Annotated in this window: 21 protein-coding genes; 12 read left to right on the forward strand and 9 right to left on the reverse strand. The window is 60.3% G+C overall.

Annotation, left to right across the window (positions count from 1 at the left end):
- The 3 genes from MAMT_RS00160 to MAMT_RS11210 form a co-directional block, all read right to left on the reverse strand.
- Positions 1 to 476, reverse strand: a 476-nt coding sequence (locus MAMT_RS00160) for a hypothetical protein (RefSeq protein WP_150003859.1), incomplete at its 3' end; no start/stop codon positions are given.
- Complete coding sequence (gene fmt, locus MAMT_RS00165; protein WP_142658923.1) at positions 445 to 1,437, reverse strand: methionyl-tRNA formyltransferase; 993 nt, start codon at positions 1,435 to 1,437, stop codon at positions 445 to 447. The genes fmt and MAMT_RS00160, both read right to left, overlap by 32 nt.
- 39 nt (positions 1,438 to 1,476) lie before the next feature.
- On the reverse strand, positions 1,477 to 1,650 hold the full coding sequence (locus tag MAMT_RS11210; protein WP_178086814.1) for a hypothetical protein: 174 nt from the start codon (positions 1,648 to 1,650) through the stop codon (positions 1,477 to 1,479).
- A gap of 209 nt (positions 1,651 to 1,859) precedes the next feature.
- Here MAMT_RS11210 and MAMT_RS00170 point away from each other — a divergent pair, with 209 nt between their 5' ends.
- Positions 1,860 to 2,852: an L-threonylcarbamoyladenylate synthase gene (locus MAMT_RS00170; protein ID WP_142658925.1), complete on the forward strand. Its 993-nt coding sequence runs from the start codon at positions 1,860 to 1,862 to the stop codon at positions 2,850 to 2,852.
- Positions 2,853 to 2,871: 19 nt separating this feature from the next.
- On the opposite strand, the gene gyrA is transcribed toward MAMT_RS00170, so the two are convergent.
- A complete protein-coding gene (gene gyrA, locus MAMT_RS00175) occupies positions 2,872 to 5,472 on the reverse strand; it encodes a DNA gyrase subunit A (protein WP_142658926.1) in 2,601 nt (866 codons plus the stop codon).
- 27 nt (positions 5,473 to 5,499) lie between these two features.
- Positions 5,500 to 8,088 carry a DNA topoisomerase (ATP-hydrolyzing) subunit B gene (gyrB, locus tag MAMT_RS00180; protein WP_142658927.1) on the reverse strand — a complete coding sequence of 863 codons (2,589 nt, stop codon included), beginning with the start codon at positions 8,086 to 8,088 and terminating at the stop codon, positions 5,500 to 5,502.
- Between the two features lie 165 nt (positions 8,089 to 8,253).
- Between gyrB and MAMT_RS00185 the strand changes: the two genes are divergently transcribed.
- Both MAMT_RS00185 and MAMT_RS00190 read left to right on the forward strand, forming a co-directional pair.
- Positions 8,254 to 9,006 carry a response regulator transcription factor gene (locus MAMT_RS00185; RefSeq protein ID WP_142658928.1) on the forward strand — a complete coding sequence of 251 codons (753 nt, stop codon included), beginning with the start codon at positions 8,254 to 8,256 and terminating at the stop codon, positions 9,004 to 9,006.
- A complete protein-coding gene (locus MAMT_RS00190; protein ID WP_142658929.1) occupies positions 9,003 to 10,412 on the forward strand; it encodes a sensor histidine kinase in 1,410 nt (469 codons plus the stop codon). Before MAMT_RS00185 ends, MAMT_RS00190 begins: the two co-directional genes overlap by 4 nt.
- 54 nt (positions 10,413 to 10,466) lie before the next feature.
- Here the strand turns inward: MAMT_RS00190 and glmS are convergent, their stop codons facing one another.
- Positions 10,467 to 12,314 carry a glutamine--fructose-6-phosphate transaminase (isomerizing) gene (gene glmS, locus MAMT_RS00195; RefSeq protein WP_142658930.1) on the reverse strand — a complete coding sequence of 616 codons (1,848 nt, stop codon included), beginning with the start codon at positions 12,312 to 12,314 and terminating at the stop codon, positions 10,467 to 10,469.
- A gap of 44 nt (positions 12,315 to 12,358) precedes the next feature.
- Between glmS and MAMT_RS00200 the strand changes: the two genes are divergently transcribed.
- The 5 genes from MAMT_RS00200 (at position 12,359) to der (ending at position 18,128) form a co-directional block, all read left to right on the forward strand.
- Positions 12,359 to 13,666 (forward strand): glucose-1-phosphate adenylyltransferase, encoded by a 1,308-nt coding sequence (locus tag MAMT_RS00200; RefSeq protein WP_142658931.1) that lies wholly within the window; start codon positions 12,359 to 12,361, stop codon positions 13,664 to 13,666.
- A gap of 102 nt (positions 13,667 to 13,768) precedes the next feature.
- On the forward strand, positions 13,769 to 14,752 hold the full coding sequence (amrB, locus tag MAMT_RS00205) for an AmmeMemoRadiSam system protein B (protein ID WP_142658932.1): 984 nt from the start codon (positions 13,769 to 13,771) through the stop codon (positions 14,750 to 14,752).
- Complete coding sequence (gene gltX, locus MAMT_RS00210) at positions 14,749 to 16,080, forward strand: glutamate--tRNA ligase (protein ID WP_142658933.1); 1,332 nt, start codon at positions 14,749 to 14,751, stop codon at positions 16,078 to 16,080. Before amrB ends, gltX begins: the two co-directional genes overlap by 4 nt.
- Positions 16,077 to 16,691, forward strand: coding sequence for a CDP-alcohol phosphatidyltransferase family protein (locus MAMT_RS00215; protein WP_142658934.1), 615 nt, complete (start codon positions 16,077 to 16,079; stop codon positions 16,689 to 16,691). Before gltX ends, MAMT_RS00215 begins: the two co-directional genes overlap by 4 nt.
- Before the next feature lie 36 nt (positions 16,692 to 16,727).
- Positions 16,728 to 18,128, forward strand: a complete 1,401-nt coding sequence (der, locus tag MAMT_RS00220; protein ID WP_142658935.1) for a ribosome biogenesis GTPase Der — start codon at positions 16,728 to 16,730, stop codon at positions 18,126 to 18,128.
- Here the strand turns inward: der and MAMT_RS00225 are convergent.
- Positions 18,076 to 20,481, reverse strand: a complete 2,406-nt coding sequence (locus tag MAMT_RS00225; RefSeq protein ID WP_150003860.1) for an HAD-IC family P-type ATPase — start codon at positions 20,479 to 20,481, stop codon at positions 18,076 to 18,078. The two genes, der and MAMT_RS00225, sit on opposite strands and share 53 nt — an antisense overlap.
- Before the next feature lie 112 nt (positions 20,482 to 20,593).
- Between MAMT_RS00225 and phoU the strand changes: the two genes are divergently transcribed.
- Positions 20,594 to 21,274: a phosphate signaling complex protein PhoU gene (phoU, locus tag MAMT_RS00230; protein ID WP_142658937.1), complete on the forward strand. Its 681-nt coding sequence runs from the start codon at positions 20,594 to 20,596 to the stop codon at positions 21,272 to 21,274.
- Between the two features lie 63 nt (positions 21,275 to 21,337).
- Here phoU and MAMT_RS00235 read toward each other — a convergent pair whose 3' ends face one another.
- Both MAMT_RS00235 and MAMT_RS00240 read right to left on the reverse strand, forming a co-directional pair.
- Positions 21,338 to 21,607 carry a hypothetical protein gene (locus MAMT_RS00235; protein WP_142658938.1) on the reverse strand — a complete coding sequence of 90 codons (270 nt, stop codon included), beginning with the start codon at positions 21,605 to 21,607 and terminating at the stop codon, positions 21,338 to 21,340.
- 4 nt (positions 21,608 to 21,611) lie between these two features.
- Positions 21,612 to 22,235, reverse strand: a complete 624-nt coding sequence (locus tag MAMT_RS00240) for a hypothetical protein (protein WP_246186426.1) — start codon at positions 22,233 to 22,235, stop codon at positions 21,612 to 21,614.
- On the opposite strand from MAMT_RS00240, the gene gcvT reads away from it, so the two are divergent.
- The 3 genes from gcvT to gcvP are packed head-to-tail and all read left to right on the forward strand — an operon-like array spanning position 22,153 to position 26,828.
- Entirely contained in the window at positions 22,153 to 23,508 is a 1,356-nt protein-coding gene (gene gcvT / locus MAMT_RS00245) for a glycine cleavage system aminomethyltransferase GcvT (protein ID WP_142658940.1), read from the forward strand. The two genes, MAMT_RS00240 and gcvT, sit on opposite strands and share 83 nt — an antisense overlap.
- The gene (gcvH, locus tag MAMT_RS00250) at positions 23,505 to 23,903 is read left to right on the forward strand and encodes a glycine cleavage system protein GcvH (protein ID WP_142658941.1); all 399 of its coding nucleotides are present in this window, start codon (positions 23,505 to 23,507) and stop codon (positions 23,901 to 23,903) included. The genes gcvT and gcvH overlap by 4 nt, the downstream gene beginning before the upstream one ends.
- A gap of 48 nt (positions 23,904 to 23,951) precedes the next feature.
- Positions 23,952 to 26,828 (forward strand): aminomethyl-transferring glycine dehydrogenase, encoded by a 2,877-nt coding sequence (gene gcvP / locus MAMT_RS00255; RefSeq protein ID WP_142658942.1) that lies wholly within the window; start codon positions 23,952 to 23,954, stop codon positions 26,826 to 26,828.
- Positions 26,829 to 26,877: the final 49 nt, after the last annotated feature.

Consider the following 26,877-nt stretch of genomic DNA (forward strand, 5'->3'; position numbering starts at 1 on the left):
AGCGTTCTCCTGTGGCTTGCGAACTGGACCTGTCTGCTTCGGATGACGGCATACCGCCCGATGATCCCACCCTCTCTTACCGTGCGCCAGTAGAGTAACCGTAACGGCAGCCGGGCTCCCTCCGACGGATGAAATTCGGAAACGAAAGGAGCTGCACGCCCATCGCCGAATTCCGGCCGCCATCGGATCCAGATCTCTTCCACTCGCCCGCTTTCGAGAGCGATTCGATTCCAGTTCGCGTCTCCCAAAAGACAGACCCTGGATACACAGAGGTTGAGGAGCTGCGGGAGCTGAGCCAAAGGAATCTTGCGGGCACGCAACCCGCCCGCTCGTTCCGACAGGTCCCAGGGGCTCCAAAGCTCTTCCTGACGCTCCGCCCTTCGCTTGCGGCAGAGCAGGTCGGCCAGAAGCTCGGCGCCCTCGGGCTGCATCGACAGGCGCCCGTCAAGAAAGAGTTCCGCCAGCAGCACGACCATGGCCAAGGGCGAGCCCCTCCCCGAACACCGACCCCACGGTGAGACGAACGCCTCGCGCAAATTCCGCCGCAGGCATCCGCCGTTTCCCTTCGATCTGCACATCGCGCAAAAGCAGGCCCCCGGAACCCCCTGCTGCCACGAGGACCCCATGGGGATCGATCCGCACAACCTCACCGGGTCTTCCGGAAGCTCGAATCGACACGATGGTCCCAAAGATCTTGAGCATGCGCGCCTGTCCGCCCTCGCGAAGCCATGTATAGGCGACAGGCCAGGGATTCATCGCCCGAACATGTGCGTGAATCTCCCACTTGTCTCGGCTCCAGTCGATCTCCCCATCCTCCTTGGACAATTTTTTCGCATAGGTCGCTTTTGTTGGATCTTGCGCCATCCTTTCGGCCGAGCCGGACGTCAGACGGTCGAGCGCTTCCACGACGGCTCGCGACCCCAATTTCGCCAAGCGCGCCTGCAAGGTTCCCGCCGTGTCCGTGGAGCGAATCAAGAGCTTCTTGGCTAACAAAATGTCTCCCGTATCCAATCCTTCGTCCATCCAGATCACGGAGACCCCGGTCTCCCGGTCGCGGCTGCGAATCGCCGCCTGGATCGGCGCGGCACCCCGATGGCGGGGAAGGAGCGAAGCGTGCAGGTTGAGCGCAGCCTGGCTCGGGATCTCCAAGACCTCACGCGAAAGAATTTGCCCGTAGGCGACGACGACCAAGACCTTCGGTTGGAGAAAACGGATCTGCTCGATGGCGGTCGGGGAATTGATCTTCTCCGGCTGAAAAATGGGGAGATGGAGATCGAGTGCGGCGGCTTTGACGGGGCAAGGGGTCGGGAGACGGTGTCGCCCCGAGGGACGATCCACCTGAGTGATCACTCCGTGTAGCCGATAATCCCGGTGCACGGCGAGCGCTCGAAGGATGGGGATCCCGAATTCACCCGATCCGATAAAGACGACTCTCATGTTCGAGACAGAAGAACGCAAAGCGAAGGCTACCGGATCTCACGGCCGCCGCCGGGGCCTGTGCCTGTGGCGAATCGCTGCGCTCAAGGGAGGAGGAGAAACGGCCGAAGCAGACGCCTCCCGTTGCCCAAGGGACGCTCCGCAACCTGTGCAGAGGTAGTCGTAGATCTCCTTTCCCGGCAGAACGAGGAGGAGCCGCTCCCGGACCGCCATGGGCTTGCGGCACGAGGAACAATACAGAGTCGAAGCCGAAAAACTTTCGAAGGAACGGCTCATGCGCTAAACTTAGCCACTGCCGGCGACAAGCCGCAAGGCAATTGGTAGCCCGATGTTGCGTCGGCTGGATGCTCCATCCTTTCCCTGCTTCTTCCCGTTTCGGGGAGGAGGTGGATCGAATCGGGCGACGGAAGAGGGAGCTGATCATGGAACGAGCGTTATCCTCGGAGGTCGACGCGATCCTCGATCGAGCTACGGCCTTGTTGCGCGCGGGAGAGGCCGTCGGAGTGCCGACAGAAACAGTTTATGGACTAGCGGCCGACGCGACCAATCCCGCAGCCGTCGCAAGACTCTTCGAGCGCAAGAGGCGAGCCTGCTCCCACCCGATCAGCCTCCTTTGTGCGTCGGCGACGATGGCCTTTGGCCTGCTGACCGATCTTCCGGAGAGCGCTGTCCGGCTCGCAGAGCGTTTCTGGCCTGGCCCACTGACCATGATCCTGCGCAAGCGACCCGAGGCCGTTCTCGATCTCCTGACGGCGGGCCTCCCGTTCGTAGGGGTACGCGTCCCCGATCATCCGCTCACCCTCGCTCTTTTGGAGCGCTTCGGCCGTCCATTAGCAACCTCGAGCGCCAATCGCTCTGGCCATATCAGCCCGACCACGGCTACTGCCGTCCGACACGAGTTCGGGGAAGAGATCTCCCTCGTACTCGACGGCGGTCCGTGTCGTGTAGGCGTAGAATCGACGGTGATTTCCCTTGCGTTTCCACGGCCGCTCTTAGTTCGGCAAGGGGGAGTCCCGCGTGAGTTTCTGGAGGAAGAGATCGGCTCTCTCGCTTGTGAAGCGGACCACGGACGTCCCCAACCGCCCCTCGGTCGCCTTCGCCGGCCTTATGCTCTGCGAACGCCCCTCATCCTGATCCAAGCGCCTGGAGAGGTTCCCCTCTCCGAGCGAAAGGAGGCCGGGCTTCTCGCCTGGGGGCCCTGCCAAGACGGTTTTGCCATTGCTTGCAGCCTCTCTTCCTCTTCCCAATTGGAGGAAGCGGCGGCCAATCTTTTCGGCCGGCTCCGGGAACTCGACGAAAGCGGTGTGAGCCGGATTTATGCCATGCTCGCGCCCGATCACGGTCTTGGCCGAGCGATCAACGAACGGCTACAAAAGGCGGCCGAAGTCTCTGCTTCCCTAAGGGTAAGGGGCTAGGCAACCGCGGCGACGAGAATCAGGCGAGCAGGCCCGCTTCTCCCTCCTCTTCCTGATCCTGATCCGGCACCACGCGGGCGACGCTGATCAACCGATCGCCTTGGTCAAGCTGGAGAAGGCGCACTCCTTGGGTATTGCGACCGACTCGCCGGACTCCCTTTACCGGCATGCGGACCGTAATCCCTTTCTCCGTAAGGAGCATGAGCTCATCTCCATCGACCACCGAGAGGGCGGCCACCACCTCTCCCGTCCTCTTGGTCATCTTCATGGTGATGACCCCCTTGCCGCCACGTCCCTGCCGGCGGTATTCGTCAAAGTCGGTTCGTTTGCCAAGGCCATTGGAGCCAGCCACCAAGAGCGTTGCGGCGGGATCGACTACAGCGGCCGCCACGACCCGGTCTTCCTTGGACAAGCGAATGCCCCGTACCCCGCCCGCGGTCCTACCCATAGCGCGAACCTCCTCCTCGGGAAAGCGGATGCTCAAACCTTCTCGAGAAATCAAGACGACTTCGCGATCTCCCGTAGTGAACTTCACGTCGATCAACCGATCGCCCTCCGAGATGTTGATGGCCCGGATTCCCTTCTTGCGCATATGGGCGAAGTCGGAGAGCGGTGTCTTCTTCACCTGGCCGAGTGCGGTACAGAAGAAGAGGAACCCCGGGCGATCCCAGGCGGCTCCCTCCTCGGAGGAGGCGACCACCCGAAGGAGGGCGGCAATCTCCTCATCCTGCGCGAGTTGGAGCACATTGGCAATGCTTCTGCCCTTGGCCGCCCGTGCCATCTCCGGAATCTCATAGACTCGCTCCACGTAGGCACGCCCCGCCGTGGTGAAGAAAATCAGGTGATCATGCGTGGAGGCCGTGAAGAGGTGCTCTACGAAATCATTTTCTTCGGTCCGTTCTCCTTCCTGAGCCACCATCCCGATCACGCCTCGGCCACCGCGTCGTTGCAGCCGGTAGTTGGCCAAGCCCGTTCTCTTGATATAGCCTCGATGCGTCAGGGTGATCACGACCGCTTCCCGGGCCACCAGATCTTCAAAAGCGACCTCCCCTTGCGCCGGAACGATCTCCGTCCTCCTCGGGGTTGCCCGTTTGGCGGCAACCTCCAGCAACTCGGTTCGAATCAGGGCCAGGACCCGAGCTTCGCTCCCAAGAATCTCCTCGAGCTCCCGAGCACGCTCCATCAGCTTTCGATAGTCCTCAATGATCTTTTCCCTCTCGAGACCGGTGAGCTGATAAAGGCGCAGGTCGAGGATGGCGTCGAGCTGCGCGTTGGAGAGGACGTATCGGCCGTTCTCCAAACGCTCCGCATGGCGAACGACGATTCCGAAGGCTTCCACCTGCTCTCGAGTAAACTCATATCCTCCCAGTTCGATTCGAGCGGCTTCCCGATTGGCCGCCCCCCGAATCACGCGGAGAAACTCATCCAAGTTCGCCAGGGCGATCAGATATCCCTCCAGGATCTCCGCCCGCTCTTCGGCCTTCCGGAGTTCAAAGCGGCTTCGCCGCAGAACCACCTCTCTCCGATGCTCCAGGTAGGCAAGCAGCATCTCCTTGAGATTGAGGGTGCGAGGCCGTCCTCCGTCGATCGCCAGGGAGTTCACGGCAAAGATGGTTTCGAGGGGAGTGAGCCGATAGAGATTGTTTTCGACGACCTTGGCCAGGGCATCGCGGCGCAGTTCGATGACGACCCGGGTGTTCTCGTCGGATTCATCGCGGACGTCGCTCGCATCAATCATCTTTTCCGTGATGAGATCGCCGATCCGCTCCACCAGGGTAGCTCGGTTCACGTTGAAGGGGATCTCGTCGACGATAAGGGTCGATCGCCCGTTCCTCCCCTCTTCCGCGTGCAGACGCGCTCTCAGTCGCACGCTTCCTTTTCCAGTCAGGAAATAATTTCGAATCCCCTCCTGGCCTACCACGATCCCTCCAGTCGGAAAATCGGGTCCTCGGACGAACTGGAGCAGATCCTCAGAGGTCAACGCGGGGTTATCGATGAGGGCACAGACACCCTGCACAAGCTCTCCGAGATTGTGCGGCGGGATGTTGGTTGCCATCCCCACCGCAATGCCCGTGCTCCCATTGACGAGCAGGTTGGGAAAAGCCGCGGGAAAGACAACAGGCTCGGTCCGTGTCTCGTCATAGTTCGGGACGAAGTCGACCGTTTCCTTGTCCATGTCCGCCATCAAAAGGGATCCAAGATGGGTCAAGCGGGCTTCGGTGTATCGCATCGCCGCTGGTGGATCTCCTTCCACCGACCCGAAGTTACCTTGTCCATCGATCAGCAGGTCGCGCATCGCCCACGGCTGAGCCATGTGCACCAGGGTGGGATAGATCGCTTGATCTCCGTGCGGGTGATAGTTTCCCATGGTCTCGCCGACGATCTTGGCGCATTTGAGATGTTTCCGATTCGGAGCCAAGCCGAGCTCATGCATCGAGTAGAGAATCCGTCTCTGCGAGGGCTTCAATCCGTCGCGCACATCCGGGAGAGCACGGGAAATGATGACGGACATCGCATAGTCGAGGAAGCAGTTGCGCATCTCCTCGGAGACGTCGCGTGACTCGAAGCGCTCCGCTCCCAGAAGCGGCCGCCCCTCTCCCTCGTTTGTCCCATCCGGCATGCGATCTACTCTCCCTTTACTCTCCGCTTAGACGTCCAGATTCCGGACGTGAAGCGCGTTTTCCTCGATGAACCGTCTCCGGGGCTCCACGACATCCCCCATCAGCGTCGCAAAAATCTCTTGTGCCGTAGCCGCATCGGCGATCTCGACCTGCAGGAGCTTTCTGCGCTCCGGGTCCATCGTCGTCTCGTAGAGCTGCTTCGGATTCATCTCTCCCAATCCCTTGAACCGCTTGACCTCGACCCCGCGCCTACCCACCTCCTTGACGGCCGTCAAGATTTCGCTCGGCGAGTAGAGGAGCCGACGGCTCTCTTCCTCCCCTTCGAGAAAGGCGTAGAGAGGCTCTACGGAGCGAGCCCGAGAGATCGGCATCCCCAGCTCAGCCAGTTGGTCGAGCTTCTCCCGGATGCTCTTACTTTCATAAAGCTCAACATGGGTCGCCCGGCGGAATCGCGGTCTCGACTCTTCCCCAGCGTCGTCCCCTTCGACGGGCGTCGACTCGGCTTCCGGCTGCTCCAGCGCCGGTTCTCCCTCGGGATTCGCCGCTTCTTCTCCCGAAGAGAGCCCGCTCCTGCCATTCCCGTTTTCGCGCTCAAAAAGCGCCAAGTCTGGGTTGGCTTCGGAGAAACGAGCGAGATCCCCATCCGAACAGAAGAAACGGACTTCTTCCTGGTTGCCTTCTCGTATGCGAACGAGGTGGACGGGCATTGCTCCCGTCTCTGGATCGCGGCTCTCCAGATAAGCTTCGAAATCGGCGCCATGGTTCTGCAAGGAACGCGCAAATCGATCGAGCTCCTCCAAGCGCTTGAGAAGCTCCACGAGCTTTACACCGAAAAAGAGGTGGCCTGCACGCAGATCTTCAACCTTGACCTCCTCCGCTCCCTGCTGGATCAGCATCTGATTGAGCTCCGCGTCGTCTCGGACGTACCACTCCTTCTTCTTGCGCGTCACCAGGTAGAGCGGGGGTTGTGCGATGTAGACGAATCCCCCTCGAATGAGTTCCTGCATCTGTCGATAGAAGAACGTCAACAGAAGAGTCCGAATATGGGAGCCGTCGACGTCGGCATCGGTCATCAGGATGACCTTGTGATAACGAAGTCGGTCGAGCTGAAAGGCTCCCTCCCCCTCTCCTTCTCCGATGCCCGTGCCGACCGCCGTGATGATTGTCTGGATCTCTTCGTTCTGGAGGACCCGATCGAGTCTGGCCTTCTCCACGTTGATCAGCTTCCCCCGAATCGGAAGGATCGCCTGGAACATCCTGTCTCTCCCCTGCTTGGCGGAACCTCCGGCGGAATCTCCCTCGACGATAAAGAGCTCTGCCTCGTCGGGACTGCGAGTGGAGCAGTCGGCAAGTTTTCCCGGCAATCCCTTTCCGGAGAGCGCGGTTTTGCGGACCGCTTCCCGCGCCTTCCGAGCCGCTTCCCGGGCGCGTGCCGCGGTCAGCCCCTTCTCCACGATCTTTCGAGCGACGGCGGGATTCCTCTCGAAAAAGGACATCAGCCCCTCGTACACCAGGGAAGAAACGACTCCATCAACCTCGGGCGACACCAGCTTGACCTTGGTCTGGGATTCGAAGCTGGGGTTGGGATGCTTGAGCGAGAGAACGCAGAACAGACCCTCCCGGACGTCATCTCCGGAGATGGCGGGCTCTTTGTCCTTCAACAAGTTGTTGACCTTCGCGTACTGATTGACCGAGCGGGTGAGGGCGCTTCGAAAGCCCGAGAGATGAGTACCCCCATCCGGATTGGGAATCCCGTTGGTATAACAGAGGATCTGGTCGGCATACCCCTCGGTGTATTGCAGGACGCAATCGAGCAGAATGTCGTCCTTCTCCCGAGCGATCACGATGGGCTTCGGGTGAAGCAGCTCCATGCTTCCGGTGATCTGCTGGAGAAACTCCTCGATCCCCTGGCGGTAGAAGAAGCGCTGCACCTTCGGCTTGTCGGCATCCAGGAGCCGCTCGTCGGAAAGGCTGATCTCCAGACCGGGGTTCAGGAAGGCGAGTTCGCGGAGTCGAGGCGCAAGGATATCCGTCTTGAACTCTTGGGTATAAGTGAAGATCTCGGGGTCCGGCTTGAAAGTAATGAAGGTGCCGGTGGTTCGGCTTTTCCCAATGATCTCCAAAGGTTTGACGGTCTTCCCTCGACGGAACTCCATGTGATAGACGTTTCCGTCGCGGGAGACTTCGACCTCGAACCATTCCGATAGAGCGTTAACGCACTTTGCCCCCACCCCGTGAAGCCCGCCGGAATACTTGTAGACCCCTTGACCAAACTTTCCTCCTGCATGAAGATTGGTCAGAACCAGTTCGACTGCGGGAATCTTGAACTTGGGATGGAGATCGACCGGAATGCCGCGCCCGTTGTCGCGAACGGAGAGCGAGCCATCGCTATGGATCGCTACATCGATTTGGGTGCAATGGCCTGCAAGATGCTCGTCGATCGAGTTGTCGAGCACCTCAAAAACGCAATGGTGCAGCCCTCGCTCATCAGTGTGGCCGATGTACATGCCGGGACGCTTGCGTACCGCATCCAGACCTTCCAGCTTCTCGATTTTTGACGCATCGTACCGAACTGAATTCGCCGGCAAATGGCGGGATAGCCCTTCAACAGACATCGTAGCAACTGATTCGTCGGAATAATACGGCACCTCGTTCCCGAAGACAAGCCGAACGCATCCGCCTCTTGAGTCGGCTCTTTCGAATCGCGTCCATGTTCTGGTCTACTGAAGATTGCCGGAAGATTGCGCTTTCCCTTCCCTTGGAGTAGCCTCAGGCCCGGCATGGCGGTGTCTCCTGGTCAGCACATTGTCCTCGTCGTAGAAGACGAACCCGATGTCCTGGAACTGGTCTGCCTGAACCTGACAGCCGCCGGCTTCCACACCATCCGCGCCGCGAACGGCGCCGACGGCCTTGAAAAAGCGATGAGCGGGTTGCCCGACCTGATGGTTCTGGATCTCATGCTCCCAGAGCTAGGCGGCCTGGAAGTCTGCAAGACCTTGCGCCGCAATCCGGCGACGGCGGATCTACCCATCCTGATCCTGACCGCAAAAGTCGAACCCGCCTACCGGGTCGAAGGTCTCGAGCTCGGCGCCGACGACTATTTGACCAAGCCTTTCAGCCCACGGGAACTGGTTCTCCGCACTCGATCGCTCCTGCGCCGCCGTGTAGAAAGCGTGCTGCCGACGGAACCGATCCGTCATGAAAACCTCGTCCTCCATCCCAAACGGCACGAGGCGTTTGTCCGCAGCCGTCGCGTCGACCTGACCGTGACGGAGTTTCGATTGCTCAACATGCTGCTTCGGGGCCGGGGGCGGGTGCACCGGCGCGAGGATCTGCTGCGAGAGGTCTGGGGATACAAAAAGGTGATGGAGATGGATACGCGCACCGTAGACACGCATGTCCGCCGCTTGCGGGAAAAGCTGGGAAGAGCCGCCCGCTACATCGAAACGGTCCGTGGGATTGGATATCGGTTCCGCACGAAGCGCAGAGGAGACGACGCGGAGGAGCCTGTTTCGCCCAAGCCCGACCCATGACGCTTTCCTCCTTCCTGATCGTCCTCCTTGGAACGGCTCTGGTAGCAGCCCTCCTTCAACTGCTTGCTTGGACACGATCGGCAGCCAAGCTCGAGCGCATTGCCGAAGAGATCACCCAGGGTCGGCATCCCCGCTCGTTCGTCATTTTCGGCCCCAGGAGCCTGTTTCGCGTGGCGAGCCGGTTGGAAGCAATCCTAGCCGCCAGGGAGAAGCTCTCGGAAAACATCGAGCAGCAGGGAGAGAATTTCCGCGGAGTCCTCCGAAACATGATGGAAGGGGTGGCGATCGTCGACCACAACCACCGGGTCGAGTTGGCCAACGACGCTCTGATGAAGCAATTCGGACTCAGCTCGGAGCCGTCGGGACGCACCATCCTCGAATCCCTTCGCGTCGCCGAAATCGATCGTCTGATCAGCGAAGCCTTTGCTCGGCAAGAGGCCCGTTCGGGAGAGATCTCTCTGCGCGGCCTGCCCTCCCAAGCCGATCTCTTTCTGATCGTCAACGCCGTGCCCATGCGGAGCGAGCCGGGCCTACCGAATCAGCTTCTCCTTGTGCTTCACGACATCACCGAGCATAAGCGGAGCCAGGAGCAACAGAAGGAGTTTCTAGCCAACGTCTCGCATGAGATTCGCACCCCGCTCTCGATTTTTCGCGGCTACCTCGAAACGCTTTTGAATACTTCCGCCGCGCTCGCCCCAGAGGAAGTTCAGCGGGTTCTCAAAATCCTTCGACGCCACTCCCTGCGCCTGAGCAGGCTCGTCAACGACCTGCTTACCCTCTCCGCCTTGGAGCCGGCAGAGATCCACTTGGAGCGTTCCTCGATCTCCCTTTCGCACTTCCTGCGAAGGATCGAGGCCGATCTCCGCCAGCCGCTGCAAGAAAAACGGATCCGCCTCCTCGTGCGGCTTCCGGAGAACCTGTCGAAGGTCGACGGGGATCCCTTCCGCCTGGAACAGGTCTTTTACAACTTGGTGGAGAATGCGATTCAATACTCCGAACCGGACTCTCCCATTCGCATGGAAGCCGACCAGGAAGGAGAAATGATCTCGATTCGAGTGATCGATCAGGGTGTGGGCATTCCACCAGCCGACCTGCCCCATGTTTTCGAACGTTTTTATCGAGTCGACAAGACCCGGAGCCGACAAATGGGAGGAACGGGGCTCGGCCTTTCCATCGTGAAGCGAATCGTCGATCTTCACCAAGGGCGGGTCCAGATCGAGAGCGAGCCCGGCAGAGGCACCACCGTGACCGTGACCCTCCCCGCTTGGCCCGCCGTTCCCCCGGAAAGCACGCCACACGACCGGCCAACCGTTTCGGCCGCTTCGGTCGAACACCCCGTGCGCACGCCGGAAGGCCCTTCCGTCCTTCCGCGCCTCGGGTCCGAACTTTGTAAGAATGCAGGGTAGCAACCCGTCGGCCGAAGCGCGCCGGGATACGGCGGCTCCCCTCGCCGCTCTCCCTTACTCTACGGTCACGCTCTTGGCGAGGTTTCTCGGCTTGTCAATATCCCGCCCCAGGGAGAGCGCCGTGTAATAGGCCAGCAGTTGGAGAGGAACGACGGTAAGAATGGGAGCGAGAAGCTCCGAACATTGCGGGATCAGAAAGACATCGTCGGCCAGCTTCCCGATCCGATCATCCCCTTCGCTCGCAATGGCGATCACGGGACCGCGCCTGGCCTTGACCTCCGCGATGTTACTCACGTTCTTGTCGTAGACCCCATCCTGGGGGCAGAGGAAGATGCTCGGGATCCGCTCATCCACCAGGGCAATCACCCCATGCTTGAGCTCGGCCGCCGGGTGGCCCTCGGCCCGGATGTAGGTGATCTCCTTCATCTTCAGCGCCCCTTCGAGGGCGATGCCATATTGAAACTGTCGGCCCAAGAAGAGCATGGCCTCGGCATCGGCATATTTCTCGGCGATCGCGCGGATCTCCTTGTGGCGGGAGAGAACACTTGTCACTTGATCCGGAAGCTTCTCGATCGCCTCGATCAACTTTTTCCCTTGCCGAGCGGAAAGATAGCGCAATCGACCGAGCAGCACGGCGAGCAGCAGAAAGACCAATACCTGGGAAGTGAAAGACTTGGTCGCCGCAACACCGATCTCCGGTCCCGCGTGCATGTAGACTCCTCCCTCCGTTTCCCGGGCGATGGTACTCCCCACCTGGTTGCAAATCCCAAGGACACGCATCCCCTTCCGCTTGGCTTCCCGGACGGCGGCCAGAGTGTCGGCAGTCTCCCCGGACTGGCTGACCGCAAAAACTACGGTCTCTCCGTCGAGCGGAGCATTCCGATAGCGGAACTCGCTCGCATAATCGACTTCTACCGGAAGATGGGCCAGAGATTCGATCAGATACTCCCCCACGATCCCCGCATGACGGGCCGTGCCGCAGCCGACGATCACGATTCGCTGGATCCGCAAGAGCTGGTGCGGATTCATGTTGAGACCGCCCAACTTGGCGGTCGCTTCCTCGAGATCCAAGCGTCCCCGCATCGCATTGCGGATCGCCTCGGGTTGATCGAAGATCTCCTTAAGCATGTAGTGCGGATAGCCCCCTAACTCCGCCTCCGCTTCGGTTTTCTCCACTTCGCTGATCTCGAATCCTACCCTGGGCCGAGTGAGAGAGGAGATGTCGAATCCGTCGGGACGAATCGCGACGATGTCGCCATCACTCAAGTAAACAACCCGCTGAGCCTGCCCGGAGACCGCCGTGACGTCGCTGCTCAGGAAGAACTCGCCGTTGCCGATGCCCAGAATCAGAGGACTCCCCCTCCGCGCTCCAACCAGTAGGTTTGGACAATCCGCATGAATGACGGCAATCCCGTAGGTGCCAATCACCTCCGTTAACGCCGACCGGACGGCGTTTTCTAACCTTTGAGGATCCTGGGGGGGCAGGAGGTCATACGCTTCGCCAATGAGGTGAGCGAGCACTTCGGTGTCTGTTTCCGATTCGAAATGATGACCAGAATCGGATAGCCTTTGCTTCAAAAGCTGGTAATTTTCGATCACTCCGTTATGGACAATGGCAAGCCGATGCGACTGGTCGAGATGGGGATGGGCATTGGCGTCACTCGGAATTCCATGAGTCGCCCAGCGAGTATGGCTCACACCGATCTTTCCCGGCAGGCCCTGTTTTTGAAGGGCCAGTTCAAGCTCGGAAATCCTGCCCTTTCGCTTGACGACGCCCAACTGCCCCTTGTCCAGGATGGCGATTCCGCTCGAATCGTATCCCCTGTATTCAAGCCGGCGCAGCCCGCTCAGCAACAGCGGCTGAGCCTCCTTTTGTCCGAGATAACCGACAATTCCACACATAATGCGGCCCCATTATTCTTCGCGGACAACCTTCGTCAATTCCCATGACTCGATCGAACGGCTCTAATTTCTCTCCCTTCGACGTGATCACCGTGATTCTGGGCGGAGGAGCGGGTACGCGTCTCTTCCCGCTGACCAAGGAACGGGCAAAGCCTGCCGTCCCCTTGGCCGGGAAATATCGCCTCGTCGACATCCCCATCAGTCTGGCGATTCATTCGGACCTCAAGCGGATCTTCATCCTGACGCAGTTTCAGAGTTCCTCCCTGCATCGACACATTCAACAGAGCTACCGGTTTGACGACTACTCCCAGGGGTTTGTAGAACTCCTGGCCGCGCAGCAGACCATGAAAGGCTCGTACTGGTACCAGGGAACCGCCGATGCCGTCAGGCAGAACCTGAGCCACTTCACGAGTCATCCGCATGAGTTGGTGTTGATTCTGGCGGGGGATCAGCTTTACCGGATGAACTTCCGGGAATTGATCGAAGAGCACGTGGCGACCTGTGCGGATTTGACGGTCGCCGTGACTCCCGTCCGGCAGAGCTTGGTAGGCGGTTTTGGAATCGTTCGGGTGACCGAGGAGCGCCGGATCGCCTCCTTCGTCGAGAAACCGAAAGAGCCGTCGCTTCTCAAGAAGCTGGCCATCGGCGACCCGTTCGTCTCTCTGCTTCGCCTGCCTCCCGAAGAGCCGCAATATTGGGCTTCGACCGGAATCTACCTTTTCAATCGGAAGGTGTTGGCCAACGCATTAATGAGTGGGGAGCCGGACTTCGGCAAAGACGTGATCCCCCGTCTCCTTTCCAGCCATCGGGTTTTCGCCTACGTCCACTCGGGCTATTGGGAAGACATCGGAACGATTCGCGCCTTCTACGAAGCGAACCTCGATCTCTGCGAACCGCAGCCGAAGTTCGATTTTTACGACAGCCGCTTCCCGATCTATACGCGGGCACGCTACCTACCCAGCTCAAAGATCTCGCAAGCGGACGTCTCCGGTTCGCTCATTGCCGAAGGCAGCGTGATTTCGGAAGCAAAAATCAAGCACTCGCTCATCGGGATCCGAAGTATCGTTCTGCCCGGAGCGACCATCAAGGATACGCTGCTCCTGGGGAATGACTACTACGAGACCGACGCGCAGGTGCTCGGGGCGGAAGGACGAGGCCTACCCAGAATGGGGATCGGCCGGAACAGCTTCCTGGAAGGAACGATCGTCGACAAGAACAGTCGAGTGGGCGACAATGTGCGAGTCTCCCCCGCAGGAAAACCCGCGAACATGGATGGAGACTGTTTTTTTGTCCGAGACGGGCTGGTGATCATTCCCCGCGGGGGGATTGTGCCCCATGGGACAGTGATCTGACGCCGCCCGCTCCCTCCTCGGATCCGCCGGCACGCTCCCGCTGATTCCGCAAATCGCAAACTTTTGCTTTGCCTGAGCCGCTTTTCTCGAAAAATGATAGACATGTCCATTTCCGCGCCCGGCCGCCGTCGAGAGACGGTCCGTTGCCGCTGCGCGGGCACCTGCTATCCCAGCGACGGGCGGCAATCCCTTTCCTATTTCCGCTCTTTTTTCTCCGAACCGGGCGCCGCTCCTTTGCCGCCGGCTTCCCTGCCCGGTCGAGGCGATCTTCTCGGCGTTCTCTCCCCTCACATTGATTTCCGCGTCAGCCCAAGAGCGTACACTCACGCCTTTGCTCCACTGGCAAACACGCCTGATGCCGACTTCTACCTTATTTTGGGCGTGGGCCACCGTTCGAGGCTCGAATGGAGCATCGACGATCGCGATCTTCGCACTCCGCTCGGCCGAGCCCTCGCCGAGGTCGAGTCGATTGCGTGGCTTCGCAACCGGGTGAGCTTCCCGTGCCACGATCCGGAGGCGCACGAGGGGGAGCATTCGATCGAATTTCCCATCGTGCTTCTTCAAGCCCTTCGTGCCTTTCGAGGGAGCGATCGGCCGGTGCGCTTTCTTCCGGTTCTTTGCGGCGGGCTTTTCGACTGGGTAGAGCAGGGGAGAGCGCCCTGCCGAAACTCGCCCTTCGACCAACTGGCGACTTTGCTCCATTCCCTGCGACAAGCTTACGGAGAGCGCATGCAGCTGATTGTCAGCATTGATGGTTGCCATATGGGCCCGCGTTTCGGACACCCGTTCGCGATCACTCCGCCACTCTTGGAACAGACCCGGCTTTGGGAGGAGGAACTCTGGCAAACCGTGGAGCAGGGGGACCTTTCCGCTTTTTTTACCCATCTGGGTCGGGAACGAAACATTCGCTTCTTCGACGGAGTCGGTGCTCTTGCGCTGCTGCTTCGCATCACCGAGTCTAAGGGGCGGTTGAAACGCACCTATTATGAGCAGTGGTTCGAAGAAGGGGATCAGTCGGTGGTCACCTTCACGAGCGGCTTGTTGCAGAGGAGCGAAGGACCGCTTACTGACGGAGCAAAGATATGAGTAGCGTACGAGTCCGTTTCGCCCCTTCTCCCACAGGTTACCTTCATGTGGGCGGGGCGCGCACCGCCCTGTTCAATTGGCTCTACGCCCGTCACATGGGAGGAACGTTCGTCCTTCGCATCGAGGATACCGATTCTGCGAGAAATACCGCCGATGCGGTGCGAGTCATCTTTGACGGTCTCCACTGGCTGGGGCTCGACTGGGACGAAGGACCCCTGCCCGCTGGAGGCGTCCGCGGCGATCGAGGACCCTATTTCCAGAGCGAGCGGCGCGCCATCTACGATCGCGCACTCCGCCGGCTCCTCGATCGGGATCAAGCGTACGAAAGCGATGGGGCGATCCGTTTCCGGATGCCACGCAAGAAGATCGTGGTGGAGGACTTGATCTGCGGTGAAGTCGGTTTCGACTGTACCCTGGAACAGGACTTCGTGATTCAACGGAAGGATGGTTCTCCGGTCTTCCATCTCGTGAACGTCGTCGATGACCTCGAGATGCGGATCAGCCATGTAATCCGCGGAGAAGACCATCTTTCGAATACGCCCAAGCATCTGGCCATCGCCGCCGCCTTAGGCGAAACCGCGCCTCGGTACGCCCATATCCCGCTCATCTTGAATCGCACCGGCTCCAAGATGAGCAAGCGGGATGTCGGCGCTTCCCTAAGCGAGTATCAAGAGGGCGGTTATCTGCCGCAAGCGGTGCGCAACTACCTCTGCCTTCTCGGGTGGTCCCTGCGGGAGAACCGTGAAGTCTTTCCGATCGAGACGGCAATCGGGAAGTTTGAGCTCAACCAGATCCATGGAAGCAATGCCCGGTTCGATGCAGACAAGCTTCTCTGGATGAACGGAACCTATATGCGGAGCCTGAGCGTGGAGGAGATTTTGCCCCATGCGCGAATCTGGCTCGAGAGGACCGGCTTCCCGATTGCGAAGTGGGAGCAGGACTACATCAAGGAGGTCGTCCTCTTGGTGAAAGAGAAAGTGAAGACCGGGAAAGAGCTGGTCGAATGGGCTCGTCCGTTTTTCCAGGAAGAGGTCTCCTTCGAAGAAGGCGCGGTCAACCGGTTTTTAAACCCTGCTGGCGTCCAAGCGCTTCGTGAGCTCCTGGACGATCTTTCGGAAGCAGCCGATTTTGCCTCTTCTGCACTGGAAGCTCGCTTTCGGAAGCTTGCGCAGGCTCACGAGACATCCGTTCGGACCTACGTCCATCCGGCACGCGTCGCCACCACCGGCCGCGAAGTAGGGCCAAGCCTCTATCACTCCCTGACGATCCTTGGCAAAGAACGGGTTCTTCACCGCCTTCGCCGAGCGATCGAGACTTTTGCCTCATGACATGGGCCAATCGCGTCACCATCGCGCGGCTGCTCTGCATTCCAGCCATGGCCGTGGTTCTCTGGCAGTACGGCAAGAGCCAAACGGAAGGAGCGGCAGACGATCGCTTTCGCATCGCAGGTCTTTCCCTCTTTCTGGCCGCAGCGCTCAGCGACGCGCTCGACGGATACATCGCTAGACACTGGCGACAGCAGAGCCGTCTGGGAAAGATCCTCGACCCGCTGGCGGACAAGCTCCTCTTGCTGGTCTCCCTTCTCTGCTTGACCACTCTCCCTTCTCCGCAGTCGGCTCCCCTCCCCTTCTGGTTCCTGGTCCTGGTCCTCATCCGAGACGTCTTCCTTCTCGGGGGCATCGGCTTTTTGTTCTTCCGTAAAAGAGAAGTTCCGATCCATCCCCATTGGACCGGGAAAGCAGCGACCTTTTTTTCCTTTATCACCGTGGCGGCCGCTCTTCTGAAGCTTTCTTGGGCGGCGGCGTCCTGCTGGATCGCCGCCGTCTTCCTGATCCTTTCGACCTGCTTTTACTTCGCTAGGGGATTGCGCATCCTGGTCCAAAGCGTATCTTGCTCCCCGCTTGCTTCCTCACGCAGCGGGAGCGCCAGTCTTCGTTAGAAAACGAATGGAGCGGTTTTCTGCGAAAAGCCAGAAATGCCTATGCGAACTTTCGTGATCGTGGGACGTCCTAACGTCGGAAAGTCGACTCTCTTTAATCGGCTCTGTGGAAAAGAGATTGCACTGACCTATCGCGAGCCCGGAGTGACGCGCGATCCCCTTTCCGTCCGGGTTCGTTTCGGTGGCAAGCCGGCGGTTCTGATCGACACGGGCGGAGTTGCGTTTTCCCGTGAGGAGAAGGAGCGGCCGCTTACCGATCTCACTCTGGCTACTCTCCGTCAGGCGAGCGATCTCCTCCTGGTTCTGGACGGCCGATCCGGCCTTACCCCTCTTGACTGGGAGATCGCCGGGGTTCTGCGCAAGCTGGGCAAGAAAGTATGGGTGATTGCCAACAAGATCGATCAAGAGGAGCTCGACTCGCTGGCCGGAGAGCTCTCCGAGCTCGGCCTAGGCGAGCCAATCCCGATCTCCGCCGCCCATAACCGAGGCATTCGTCCGTTGCGAGAGAAATTAACGGGAGAAGATCCCGTCCCTGCATCGCCCCGCGTCCCGGAAGAGCCGGCTCGACGGCTCGCCCTCCTCGGACGACCCAACGTCGGCAAGTCGACCCTCGTCAACGCGCTGATCGGCCAATCTCGCTTGCTTGTGGCTCCGGAGCCGGGAACCACTCACGACGCCATCGATATCGAGTTGGAATGGCGCAAGAAGCGATTTCTTCTGATCGACACGGCGGGATTAGCGCCACGCCACAAACAGCGGGAGGGGCTCGCGTCGAAGACGGCTGGGCGTTCCCTCCACGCCTTAGCCCGGGCCCATCTGGTGATTCTTGTGCTGGACAGCCATTCAGGCATCACGCGGCAAGACAAGAAGATTGCCGGTTGGATTCAGCGTATCGGCCGGCCTTGCGTGATCGCGTGGAACAAGTGCGATCTTCTTCCGCAACCGACCGAGGGCAGGCGAACCGAGGCCCTTCTTGCAAAGGCGGTGAAGAGCGAGCTGCCCTTTCTGTCGTTCGCTCCCGTCGTCCCGTTGAGTGCCAGAGATGGCACCAATCTCGACCGTTTATTGGAGACGAGCCTCCGCGTCGACGAGCAAGCGGGCCAGGCGGTCTCGACCGGCGCTCTCAATCGGTTCTTCCAAAAAGCCCAGCGCCGTCTTCCCCCACCGGGATCGGGCGGGAGGCGCCTGAAAATCTATTACGCGGTAAACGAAGCGCCACGGGATTCCGCAGCCGCCTCCCCCTTTCGCCTCCGCCTCTTTGTCAATGATCCACGGCTCCTCGTCGCCTCTTACGAGCGCTTCCTGGAAGCCCAGATCCGCAAGGAGTTCCCGCTACTGGGGCGTCCGGTCCACTGGAGCTGGAAAAAAGCGGAGGGAAGCGTTCCTAGCGAGAAGCGCCCCCTTCCAAGCCAAAGAAGGAAAAAATTCTCATCCTAACCAAGGAGAGTGCGGCCAGGAAAATCGCCAGCGTTCCGAGGAGCCCGATCACCACCGTCCACGGTAAGGGCGCCATACCGACGCCGGCGATCACCAGAAGCGACACGATTACGACACCGCCAAGGGAGCCCATCCAGAGCCACAAGCCCGGAAGAGGGCCTGCCGTTTGGCTTCGTGCTCGAACGACATAGACCATACCCTGCCCGGAAAAAGCGAGCCAGGCAAAGACCAGCGTCTGGAGATGGGCCGTGTCGAGCTTGAGCCAGTAGACGCCCAGCGAGAAGATCGTGAACGAGAGAGCCAAAAGGCAGAGCGCAAAGCTCCCCGCGGTCAGAACCACGGAGCGGATCGGCCATCGGCGGCAACGGACCGGGATGCGAACACGGTCGGATGCGAGCGACATGGTGATGAAATCATTGGTCAAAAGCAGAAGCACTCCCAGGAACGGGGTGAGAACGAAGATGCCGGTGAAGAGGAGGCCTGCGGTAAGGAAGACCGCAACCTCCACCGTTTTGATGATCTTGTTCAAAATGTAGGTCAGCATTCTCTCGTAGATTTTCCGGCTCATCTCGACCGCCGCCACGATATCCATGAGTCCCGGGCTGGTGAGAGCGATGCTTGCCGCCTCCCGGGCCACATCGCAGGCTCCGCTGACCGCGATCCCGACATCGGCTTGCCGGAGTGCCGGCGTATCGTTCACGCCGTCTCCGGTCATCCCGGTCACATGGCCGACCTTTTGCAGGCGATCCACGATCCGGAACTTCTCTTCCGGAAAGACGCCCGCGAAAATATCGCAGGAATCGATCGGATCGCTCTTTCCCTCAATCGGAGGCAAGGGAGTTCCGCAAACCCGCGAGCCGATGCCCACTTCGCGCGCAACCGCCCGGGCTGCCGCCACGGTGTCTCCGGTTACCAAAAGCACGCGGATCCCGAGCTCCTGAAGCCTCGCGACCAGGCTGCGGGAATCATTCCGAACCGGATCGGAGAAGCCAAGAAAGCCAGTCAGCCGCAAATCCCCGGGACTGCCCGCCGCCACGGCGAGAACGCGCAAGCCCCGAGACGAAAGCCTTTCTATCGTCGCGAGAGCATCCGCTGGGAACCCCCCGACGGCGTGCTCCACGGCGCTCGGGGCTCCTTTGAGGACACGGAAGCGACCGCCATTCCTCGCGAAATCGGCACCGGAATATTTCGTCGAGGGATCGAAAGGCGTAAAAGAGACCTGATTCTCCTCCGGCAAAGGGAGACCTTCTCGTTTTGCGAGCGCAAGAATGGCGCAGTCGAGCGGATCCTCGCTCGCTTCCAGCGAGGCGATTGCCCCCCACGAGACAAGCTCGTCTCGGGTGGCAGGAGAAAGAGGCGAGATCTCTTGAAGGACCGCCTCGTTGGTCGTAATGGTTCCCGTCTTGTCGGCGACCAGAATATCCATCGTTGCCGCATTCTCGACGGCGGCCAATCGCCGGACGAGCACCCCCTTCCTCGCTAACTCCTGTGCCCCAAGGGCGCTCGTCATCGCAAAGGTCGCAGGCAAGGCGGCGGGCACGGAGGTGATCAGCAGTACGAGGGCGTACGGCAGGACTTCGCTGAGCGGAAGGGAGTGAACGAGCCCATAGCCGAAAACCAGGACCACGAGCACGCCATCGATCCCGATCAGCCAACGCACGATCTGAAAGATCGTCTGCTCCATCTGGCTTGGGGCCCGTGCCGACGACACCAGGTCGGCGATTCTCCCAAAGGAGCTCCTCGCTCCGGTGGCAAACACTTCGCCGGTCGCCTCCCCCTTGCGGATTACCGTCCCTCCGTAGACAATGGCCCCCGCTTCCTTTCCCCGGGCAAAAGGTTCCCCGGTAAGGGAAGATTCATCGACTTCCACCGCACCCGACTGCAATCGGGCATCCGCTGGAACGACATCCCCGACCCGCAAATGAATCCAATCGCCCCGAACGATCTCGCTTAGGGGGATGCGCTGCCATACTCGATCGCGAAACACTCGAGCCGTCCCGCTCCAGTGTCGTCGGAGGAGACGCAAAGCCCGCTCTGCGCGACTCTCCTGGAAGAAAGCCAAGGCTGCCGTCAAAAGCAAGAGCACCCCGATGCCGATCGCATCTCCGATTCGCCGCAGGACCGTTTCCACAGCGATCGCGGCTTCCAACATCCACGGGACAGGAGCCCAAAACTTCCCGAGGAAATCGAGCAGAGGGGACCTGAGACGCTCCGGGAGCGTATTCTGCCCCTCCGCCGCAATCCTTCTTGCCGCTTCTTCGCAAGAGAGCCCACCCGTCGGACTTCCGCCCGCAAGCTCCTTGGCAAGCTCTTCTTTCCTCATCGGCCCTTCTTCGGCTTCCTTCGCCCTCACCGAGTTCCCTTCACGCCCAAAGCGGCAAGGAAAAGAGTACCCGTTCGCGCAAGGCCCATGCTACATTTCTCCATGCCTGTCGGCGGAACTCCCAGCGAAGATCCGGCCCGCGATGAGTAGTACCGCATCCTTCGAACTCTCTCGCATCCGGGAAACGCTGCTCCTGATGGCCAGCCTTGCCGCCCGCCACCTTCGGGTGGCGCTGCAGGCGCTCACCGAGCGAAACGATTCGCTCGCCGATCTAGTTGAAAAGCAGGACTCTGAAATCGACTCCCTGGAAGTCAAGGTTGACGATCTGGTCATCACCTATATCGCGACACACAGCCCGGTTGCGATCGACTGTCGGTTCGTGCTCGTGGCCTCCAAGATTTCCAGCGATCTCGAACGGATCGGTGACCAAGCCGTTACGATCGCCCGCCTCGCCCGACGGCTCAACGCAGCACCTCCGCTCAAGCTCGTCTTTGATATCCCCCGGATGGCGCTGGTAGCTGAAGAAATGTATCGCGGTGCCATCGACTGCTTTATCGAGGCCAAGGCCAAGGAGGCCATCGGCATCGTGAAGAGGGACAAGGAAGTCGACGCCCTCAATAAAAAGCTTTCCGAGAATCTGCTCCAGGCAATGCGTGAACAGCCGGGCTCGATCCCGCAAGCGACATGCCTGCTCTTGATCAGTCGTGCAATCGAACGCATCGCCGACCACGCCAAAAACATCGCTGAAGAAGTCTTTTACCTCTATCGCGCCCGAGATATCCGTCATCGAGGCTGGGCGGAAAGCGGCCGACCTACGCCCTGAAAATCCGGGAGAGCCTAGCCTCCGTGCCTCCCGCTTCGAAGAACCTGCCCAAGCTTCAGCTGCTCATGGTGCGCCGCTTGCTCCATGCGGAAGATAGGGGCTACACTGTTTCCAGAGAAAATAGAGGACCGCCGCGAGGAGCAGGAGCAGCAGGAGAAATCGGTTTCGGTCCCGTCTCCGCTGTGCGCTGTGCTTCCAGTGTAGGGAGCTTTTCCCCTCCTTCGCCAGCCGCGCCTGCGCCGCCTCGCCACCTTCCGACAGAAAATGTCGCGCCCCTGGACCTCGCTCTCGTCCTTCCGAGCCAGACTCTTCCCCCTCCGGATCCAGCGGCATGCGTCTACTTCTTCAGGAACCAGAAAAGGGAGACTCCTAGGAGAAACAGAATGAGGGGGAGGGAATAGGCAAGGCCGCTCGCGACTTTATGCCAAAAACCAAACCCTTCGTCCGTTTCTTCGAGAACTCCTCCTGCCTGAGTAGGGGTGCTCTCCCGCTCGGCAGCCTCCCACCCCAGGCGTTCGAGGCGTCCTTGGGACTGCCGCAGAGCGGCCCGAGACTGATCCACCAGAGCCAGCGCTCTGGTCAGTTCATCGGCAAGATTCGCCGGCTCCCAGGTTGCGGGCTCAAGGGCCTCCAACGAGGCGAGTTGTCCGGCAAGAGTCTTTCGAACCGAGCGGATGTCATCCAGCTCTCTCTGACCGTCCTCTTCCTGTCGCTCCAAAAGAGCGACGCTTCGCGTCAACTCTTCGGTCACCGCTCGATGACCGACCTCGAAATCCCGCTGTTTTTTCCGTAGCTCCTCAAGCTGGCGCTTCTGGCGTTCGATCTCCTCCCGCCTCCGCTCCAGATCAAGCAGGACCTCTTGGGCCTGCTGAACCTTGATGTTCAGATCATCCACGGAGAAACGAGAGGCAAGTTCGGACTCCTCCGGCACGGATGCCGTTTCCCCAACTTTCTTGCTCATAGCGCGATGCTTGGAATCATCCTACCGCTTCGTTTCGATCAAGCAAGCCTTCGGGAGACAAAGCTTCTGCTTCCGCTGGCGTGGAATCAGTCAAGTAAGAAGGGGAAGAGGTCTTGACAAGACAATTCGGTCTCGCCTTGACTTGCTACCGAGCGTGCAAGCTTCTTCCCCTCCTCTCAGAACCACCCCGTTCGACGACTGTCATCGAAAATGGGGTGCGCGAATGGGAAGCTTCGCAGGATGGGTGCTTCCGATCGTCTACACCTCGGTGGCGGAGGAAGTGCTGAGTGTCCGCCGGAAGGCCGGCCTTTTCGACATCAGCCATATGGGAGAGCTTCTTCTCCAGGGTCCGGATGTGCAGGAGCGGCTCGATCGGCTCTTGCCGAGCAACATCGCTGTCCTTCCCACGGGGCGGGGACGATACTCCATGCTGCTGAACGAAGACGGTGGCATTATGGATGATCTCTTTGTCTATCGGATCGAGCCGTCGAGATTTTTGTTGGTGGTCAACGCGTCGACCACACAAAAGGATGCTCGCTGGTTTTCTGAAAAACTGGTTCGCGCCGAGACGACCATTGCCGATGAAAGCGAGCGCTGGGGAGGCCTGGCTCTCCAGGGGCCCGAGGCTCGAAACATTCTCCGAAAGATCCTGCCCGAGCTTCCGGAAGCGTTCGAACGACGCGCTATCGTGGCTGCGTCATGGAAGGGGACCAGCTTCTGGGTGGCACGCACCGGCTACACGGGCGAGGATGGTGCGGAGCTCTTTTTTCCTGTTTCGCTCGGGGTGGGCCTCTGGGATACCCTGCTCCAGGCGGGCGCCTCGTCGGGCCTGCGCCCCTGCGGATTGGCGGCACGGGACATCCTTCGCTTGGAAGCCTGCCTGCCCCTCAACGGGCACGAGCTGAGTGAAGAGCGGACTCCGCTCGAGGCCCGCATGGGATGGGTCGTCGATTGGGAAAAGAGTGCTTCTTTCCCTGGTAAGGAAGCGCTGGCGGAGAAGAGGCGCCGAGCTCCGGACCTCTCTCTGGTTGCTTTTGCTGCTGAGCGTCCCGCTCCCCCGCCCAGAGCCGGTTATCCACTTTTGGCTGGGGAAACTGTCGTGGGAAAGGTAACGAGCGGAGGCTTTTCTCCGACGCTGGAGGCCGCGATCGGAATGGGTTACGTGAACGTGGCGCTAGCCACCGAGGGTACCCGACTCACCTATCCGGTCAGGGGCACCCGCTATCCGGTAACGCTCCATCTCTCTCCTCTCTATCGAAGCAAAAACAGATGAAGATTCCAACCGATCGTTTCTATTCGCAATCGCACGAGTGGTTGCTGTTCGAAGGAGGAATGGGCGTCGTCGGTGTGACCGATTATGCACAGCGGGAGCTTTCAGACATCGTCTTTGTCGAGTTGCCGACCATGGGCATGCATGTGCGACGGGGAGAAGCCGTAGCCACCATTGAATCGGTAAAAGCCGCCTCCGATATTTACGCCCCTGCTACCGGAGAAGTTAGGGAGGTCAACGCCGCCCTGACTCAGAACCCCGGCTTGATTAATACCGACCCCTACGGGCAAGGCTGGCTTTTTCGGATCCATGTCGAGGATCCAGGAGAAACCGAGCGGCTGGAATCGCCGGAGGCCTATGCAAAGCTTACCTCGGGCGCGACAGGGTCCACCCCATGAGAAATGGCGGTTAGAGGACCGTTCTCCAAAGCAGCCGGGGGACCAGAGATGAGCGTTCCAGAAGAGCCCACTTCCTTTCTCAAGCGGCACATCGGGCCGAGCCCCCTCGAAGAGGAGGCGATGCTGAAAATGCTCGGCTTTCCCTCGGCGGAGGCCTTGACCGACGCGATCATCCCGCGGTCTGTCCGCGCCCTCGCGCCATTGCAGTTGCCGGAAGCCCTCTCGGAACCCGACGCCCTGGTAGCTCTGCGGAATCTCGCCCAGAAAAACCGCATCTTCCGCTCGTATCTGGGAATGGGCTATTCCGCCTCGATCACTCCCGCCGTGATCCGAAGGAACGTCTTGGAGAACCCCGATTGGTATACGCCCTATACCCCCTACCAAGCGGAGATTAGCCAGGGGCGGCTGGAAGCGCTTCTGACCTTCCAGACACTGGTCGCCGACCTCACGGGAATGGAGGTAGCCAATGCATCTCTTCTCGACGCCGATACGGCTGCGGCCGAAGCCATGACTATGTGCGCTCGCATCAGCGCCATCCCGGAATCGAGGCGCTTCCTCGTTTCTTCGCTCTGTCACCCGCAAACGGTTGCGGTCGTGCAGACCCACGCGGATCCCCTTGGGATCGTGGTGGATGTCGGGGATCCATTGCGGGATGGTCTTCCCGAGGAGAATTACTTCGGCGTTCTTCTTCCCTATCCGGCAACCAACGGCATCGTTCTCGACTACACCGACACGATTACGGCACTTCGAGAGCGCCGCACGATCGTGGTGATGCATGTGGATCCTTTGGCTCTCACCCTCTTCCGAACTCCCGGAGAGTTGGGCGCAGATATCGCCATCGGATCGACCCAGCGCTTTGGTCTTCCCCTCGGCTACGGCGGGCCCCATCCCGGCTTTCTGGCCAGCCGTTCGAGCTATCTGCGTAAAATGCCGGGTCGCATTGTAGGCATCTCTCGCGACCGGGAAGGGAGGCAGGCGCTTCGTCTGGCCTTACAAACCCGAGAGCAGCACATTCGGCGGGAAAAGGCGACGAGCAACATTTGCACCGCCCAAGCCCTGCCCGCTGTCGTCGCCGCCTTCTACGCAATCCATCATGGCCCTGCCGGGCTCCGAGCCATTGCCGAAAGCATCCGGACACTGGCCGACCGCCTTGCGAACGGGCTCGCCGAGATCGGCCTCCCGCTTCAGCCCGGGCCGCGTTTCGATACCGTGGTCGCCCGTCTGCCCCGATGGCGCCGCGACGCCCTCCTTTGCCGCGCGCAAGCGGCCGGAATCAATCTTCGCCGGCTACCCGACGGGCTGGGGATCTCCTTGGATGAGACGACTCGGGAAAAAGACCTGCTCGATCTTTTCTCTCTTTTCGCCGAGGAGTCCGGTCGCTCCTGGCGGCCTCCGCCAGCCGAACAAGGCGCATCCTCTCCCATCCCGCCAAGCCTCCGCAGGCGCCTGCCTCTTCTCCCTCACCCGATCTTCCATCGATACAAGAGCGAGACCGAGCTTGTCCGTTATATCCGAAGGCTCTCCGCGCGCGACATCAGCCTGACTACCTCCATGATCCCCTTAGGATCGTGCACCATGAAGCTCAACGCCGCCGCCGAGATGCTGCCGATGCTTTGGGATGAATTTTCGCAGATTCACCCGTTCTGCCCACGAGAGCAGGCTTCTGGGTACCAGGAGATGCTCGGCGACCTGGAGCGCTGGCTAAAAGAAATCACGGGGATGGCTGCCGTCTCCTTTCAGCCGGCGGCGGGAAGCCAGGGTGAGTTCGCCGGTCTTCTGGCCATCCGTGCCTACCATAGGGGGCATGGAGAGGCGGATCGGGATATCTGCCTCCTGCCGGTTTCCGCGCACGGCACCAATGCGGCAAGCGCCGCCGCGGCGGGCTTTTCGATCCTGCCCTTGCTCTGCGACCAAGCAGGGAGACTCGACCTCGCAGACCTTGGAAAGAAACTGGCCCAGGTCGGGACGCGTGTCGGGGCGATCATGATCACCTACCCTTCGACCTACGGTTTCTTCGAGGATACCCTCCCGCAGGCCATTCGCATGATTCGGGAGGCGGGAGGGCTTGTTTACCTCGACGGAGCCAATGCCAATGCCTTCCTGGGTTTGTGTCGGCCGGGAGAGTTGGGCGTCGACGTCTGCCATCTCAACCTCCACAAGACTTTCGCGATCCCCCACGGCGGCGGAGGGCCCGGCGCAGGCCCGATCGCTGTTTCACCCGCCCTTGTCCCCTTCCTTCCCTCGCATCCTTTTCTCTCCACCGCGTCGGGAGGAGCGATCGGCGCCATCAGCGGTTCTCCCTGGGGGAACGCAGGGGTCTATCCCATCACCTGGATGTTCCTCGTGATGATGGGTGCGCGCGGGTTAACCCGATGCGCGCAGGTCGCCCTTCTCTCGGCCAACTATATCGCCTACCGACTTGCCCCCTACTTTCCTCTGGTCTTTAGCAATGAGGCTGGCCTGGTGGCCCATGAGTGCATCGTCGATCTTCGGCCCTGGAAGGATTTAGGGATCGAAGTCGACGACGTGGCCAAGCGTCTTGCCGACTTCAACTTCCATGCGCCTACGGTCTCCTGGCCGATCCCCGGGACACTGATGATCGAGCCGACCGAAAGCGAATCGAAGGAGGAGTTGGATCGGTTCTGTGATGCCATGATCATGATCCATGGAGAGCTCGAGAAGGTGCGCAAGGGCGAGTTTCCTGCGGGAGATAACCCGGTCCGGAACGCTCCGCACACTGCAACCGCCGTCGCGGCGGAAAGGTGGGACCATTCCTATTCTCGCGAAAGGGCGCTCTTTCCGCTCCCTTGGCTCAAGGAGAGGAAATATTGGCCGCCGGTCGCTCGAGTCGACGCCGTCTTCGGAGATCGTCACCCCTCTTGTACCTGGCCCAAGCCGGAGGATCCGCCTTCGGAGAAGGGTTAGTCAGACCTAAATCCGTCAAGGGGAGGCAGCGCCTAGCGAGCGAGGAGTG

The organism is Methylacidimicrobium tartarophylax (genome assembly GCF_902143375.2).
Lineage (GTDB): Bacteria > Verrucomicrobiota > Verrucomicrobiia > Methylacidiphilales > Methylacidiphilaceae > Methylacidimicrobium > Methylacidimicrobium tartarophylax.

Excerpts from the sequence above, each read along its gene's own strand:
- MAMT_RS00170 (WP_142658925.1), top strand. The coding sequence starts at position 1,860 with ATGGAACGAGCGTTATCCTCGGAGGTCGACGCGATCCTCGATCGAGCT.
- phoU (WP_142658937.1), top strand. The coding sequence starts at position 20,594 with ATGAGTAGTACCGCATCCTTCGAACTCTCTCGCATCCGGGAAACGCTG.
- gcvH (WP_142658941.1), top strand. The coding sequence starts at position 23,505 with ATGAAGATTCCAACCGATCGTTTCTATTCGCAATCGCACGAGTGGTTG.
- gyrB (WP_142658927.1), bottom strand. The coding sequence starts at position 8,088 with ATGTCTGTTGAAGGGCTATCCCGCCATTTGCCGGCGAATTCAGTTCGG.
- gyrA (WP_142658926.1), bottom strand. The coding sequence starts at position 5,472 with ATGCCGGATGGGACAAACGAGGGAGAGGGGCGGCCGCTTCTGGGAGCG.
- der (WP_142658935.1), top strand. The coding sequence starts at position 16,728 with ATGCCTATGCGAACTTTCGTGATCGTGGGACGTCCTAACGTCGGAAAG.
- amrB (WP_142658932.1), top strand. The coding sequence starts at position 13,769 with ATGTCCATTTCCGCGCCCGGCCGCCGTCGAGAGACGGTCCGTTGCCGC.
- fmt (WP_142658923.1), bottom strand. The coding sequence starts at position 1,437 with ATGAGAGTCGTCTTTATCGGATCGGGTGAATTCGGGATCCCCATCCTT.
- gcvP (WP_142658942.1), top strand. The coding sequence starts at position 23,952 with ATGAGCGTTCCAGAAGAGCCCACTTCCTTTCTCAAGCGGCACATCGGG.
- MAMT_RS00235 (WP_142658938.1), bottom strand. The coding sequence starts at position 21,607 with ATGCCGCTGGATCCGGAGGGGGAAGAGTCTGGCTCGGAAGGACGAGAG.
- glmS (WP_142658930.1), bottom strand. The coding sequence starts at position 12,314 with ATGTGTGGAATTGTCGGTTATCTCGGACAAAAGGAGGCTCAGCCGCTG.
- MAMT_RS11210 (WP_178086814.1), bottom strand. The coding sequence starts at position 1,650 with ATGGCGGTCCGGGAGCGGCTCCTCCTCGTTCTGCCGGGAAAGGAGATC.
- MAMT_RS00240 (WP_246186426.1), bottom strand. The coding sequence starts at position 22,235 with ATGAGCAAGAAAGTTGGGGAAACGGCATCCGTGCCGGAGGAGTCCGAA.
- MAMT_RS00190 (WP_142658929.1), top strand. The coding sequence starts at position 9,003 with ATGACGCTTTCCTCCTTCCTGATCGTCCTCCTTGGAACGGCTCTGGTA.
- gcvT (WP_142658940.1), top strand. The coding sequence starts at position 22,153 with ATGTTCAGATCATCCACGGAGAAACGAGAGGCAAGTTCGGACTCCTCC.
- MAMT_RS00185 (WP_142658928.1), top strand. The coding sequence starts at position 8,254 with ATGGCGGTGTCTCCTGGTCAGCACATTGTCCTCGTCGTAGAAGACGAA.
- gltX (WP_142658933.1), top strand. The coding sequence starts at position 14,749 with ATGAGTAGCGTACGAGTCCGTTTCGCCCCTTCTCCCACAGGTTACCTT.
- MAMT_RS00200 (WP_142658931.1), top strand. The coding sequence starts at position 12,359 with ATGACTCGATCGAACGGCTCTAATTTCTCTCCCTTCGACGTGATCACC.
- MAMT_RS00215 (WP_142658934.1), top strand. The coding sequence starts at position 16,077 with ATGACATGGGCCAATCGCGTCACCATCGCGCGGCTGCTCTGCATTCCA.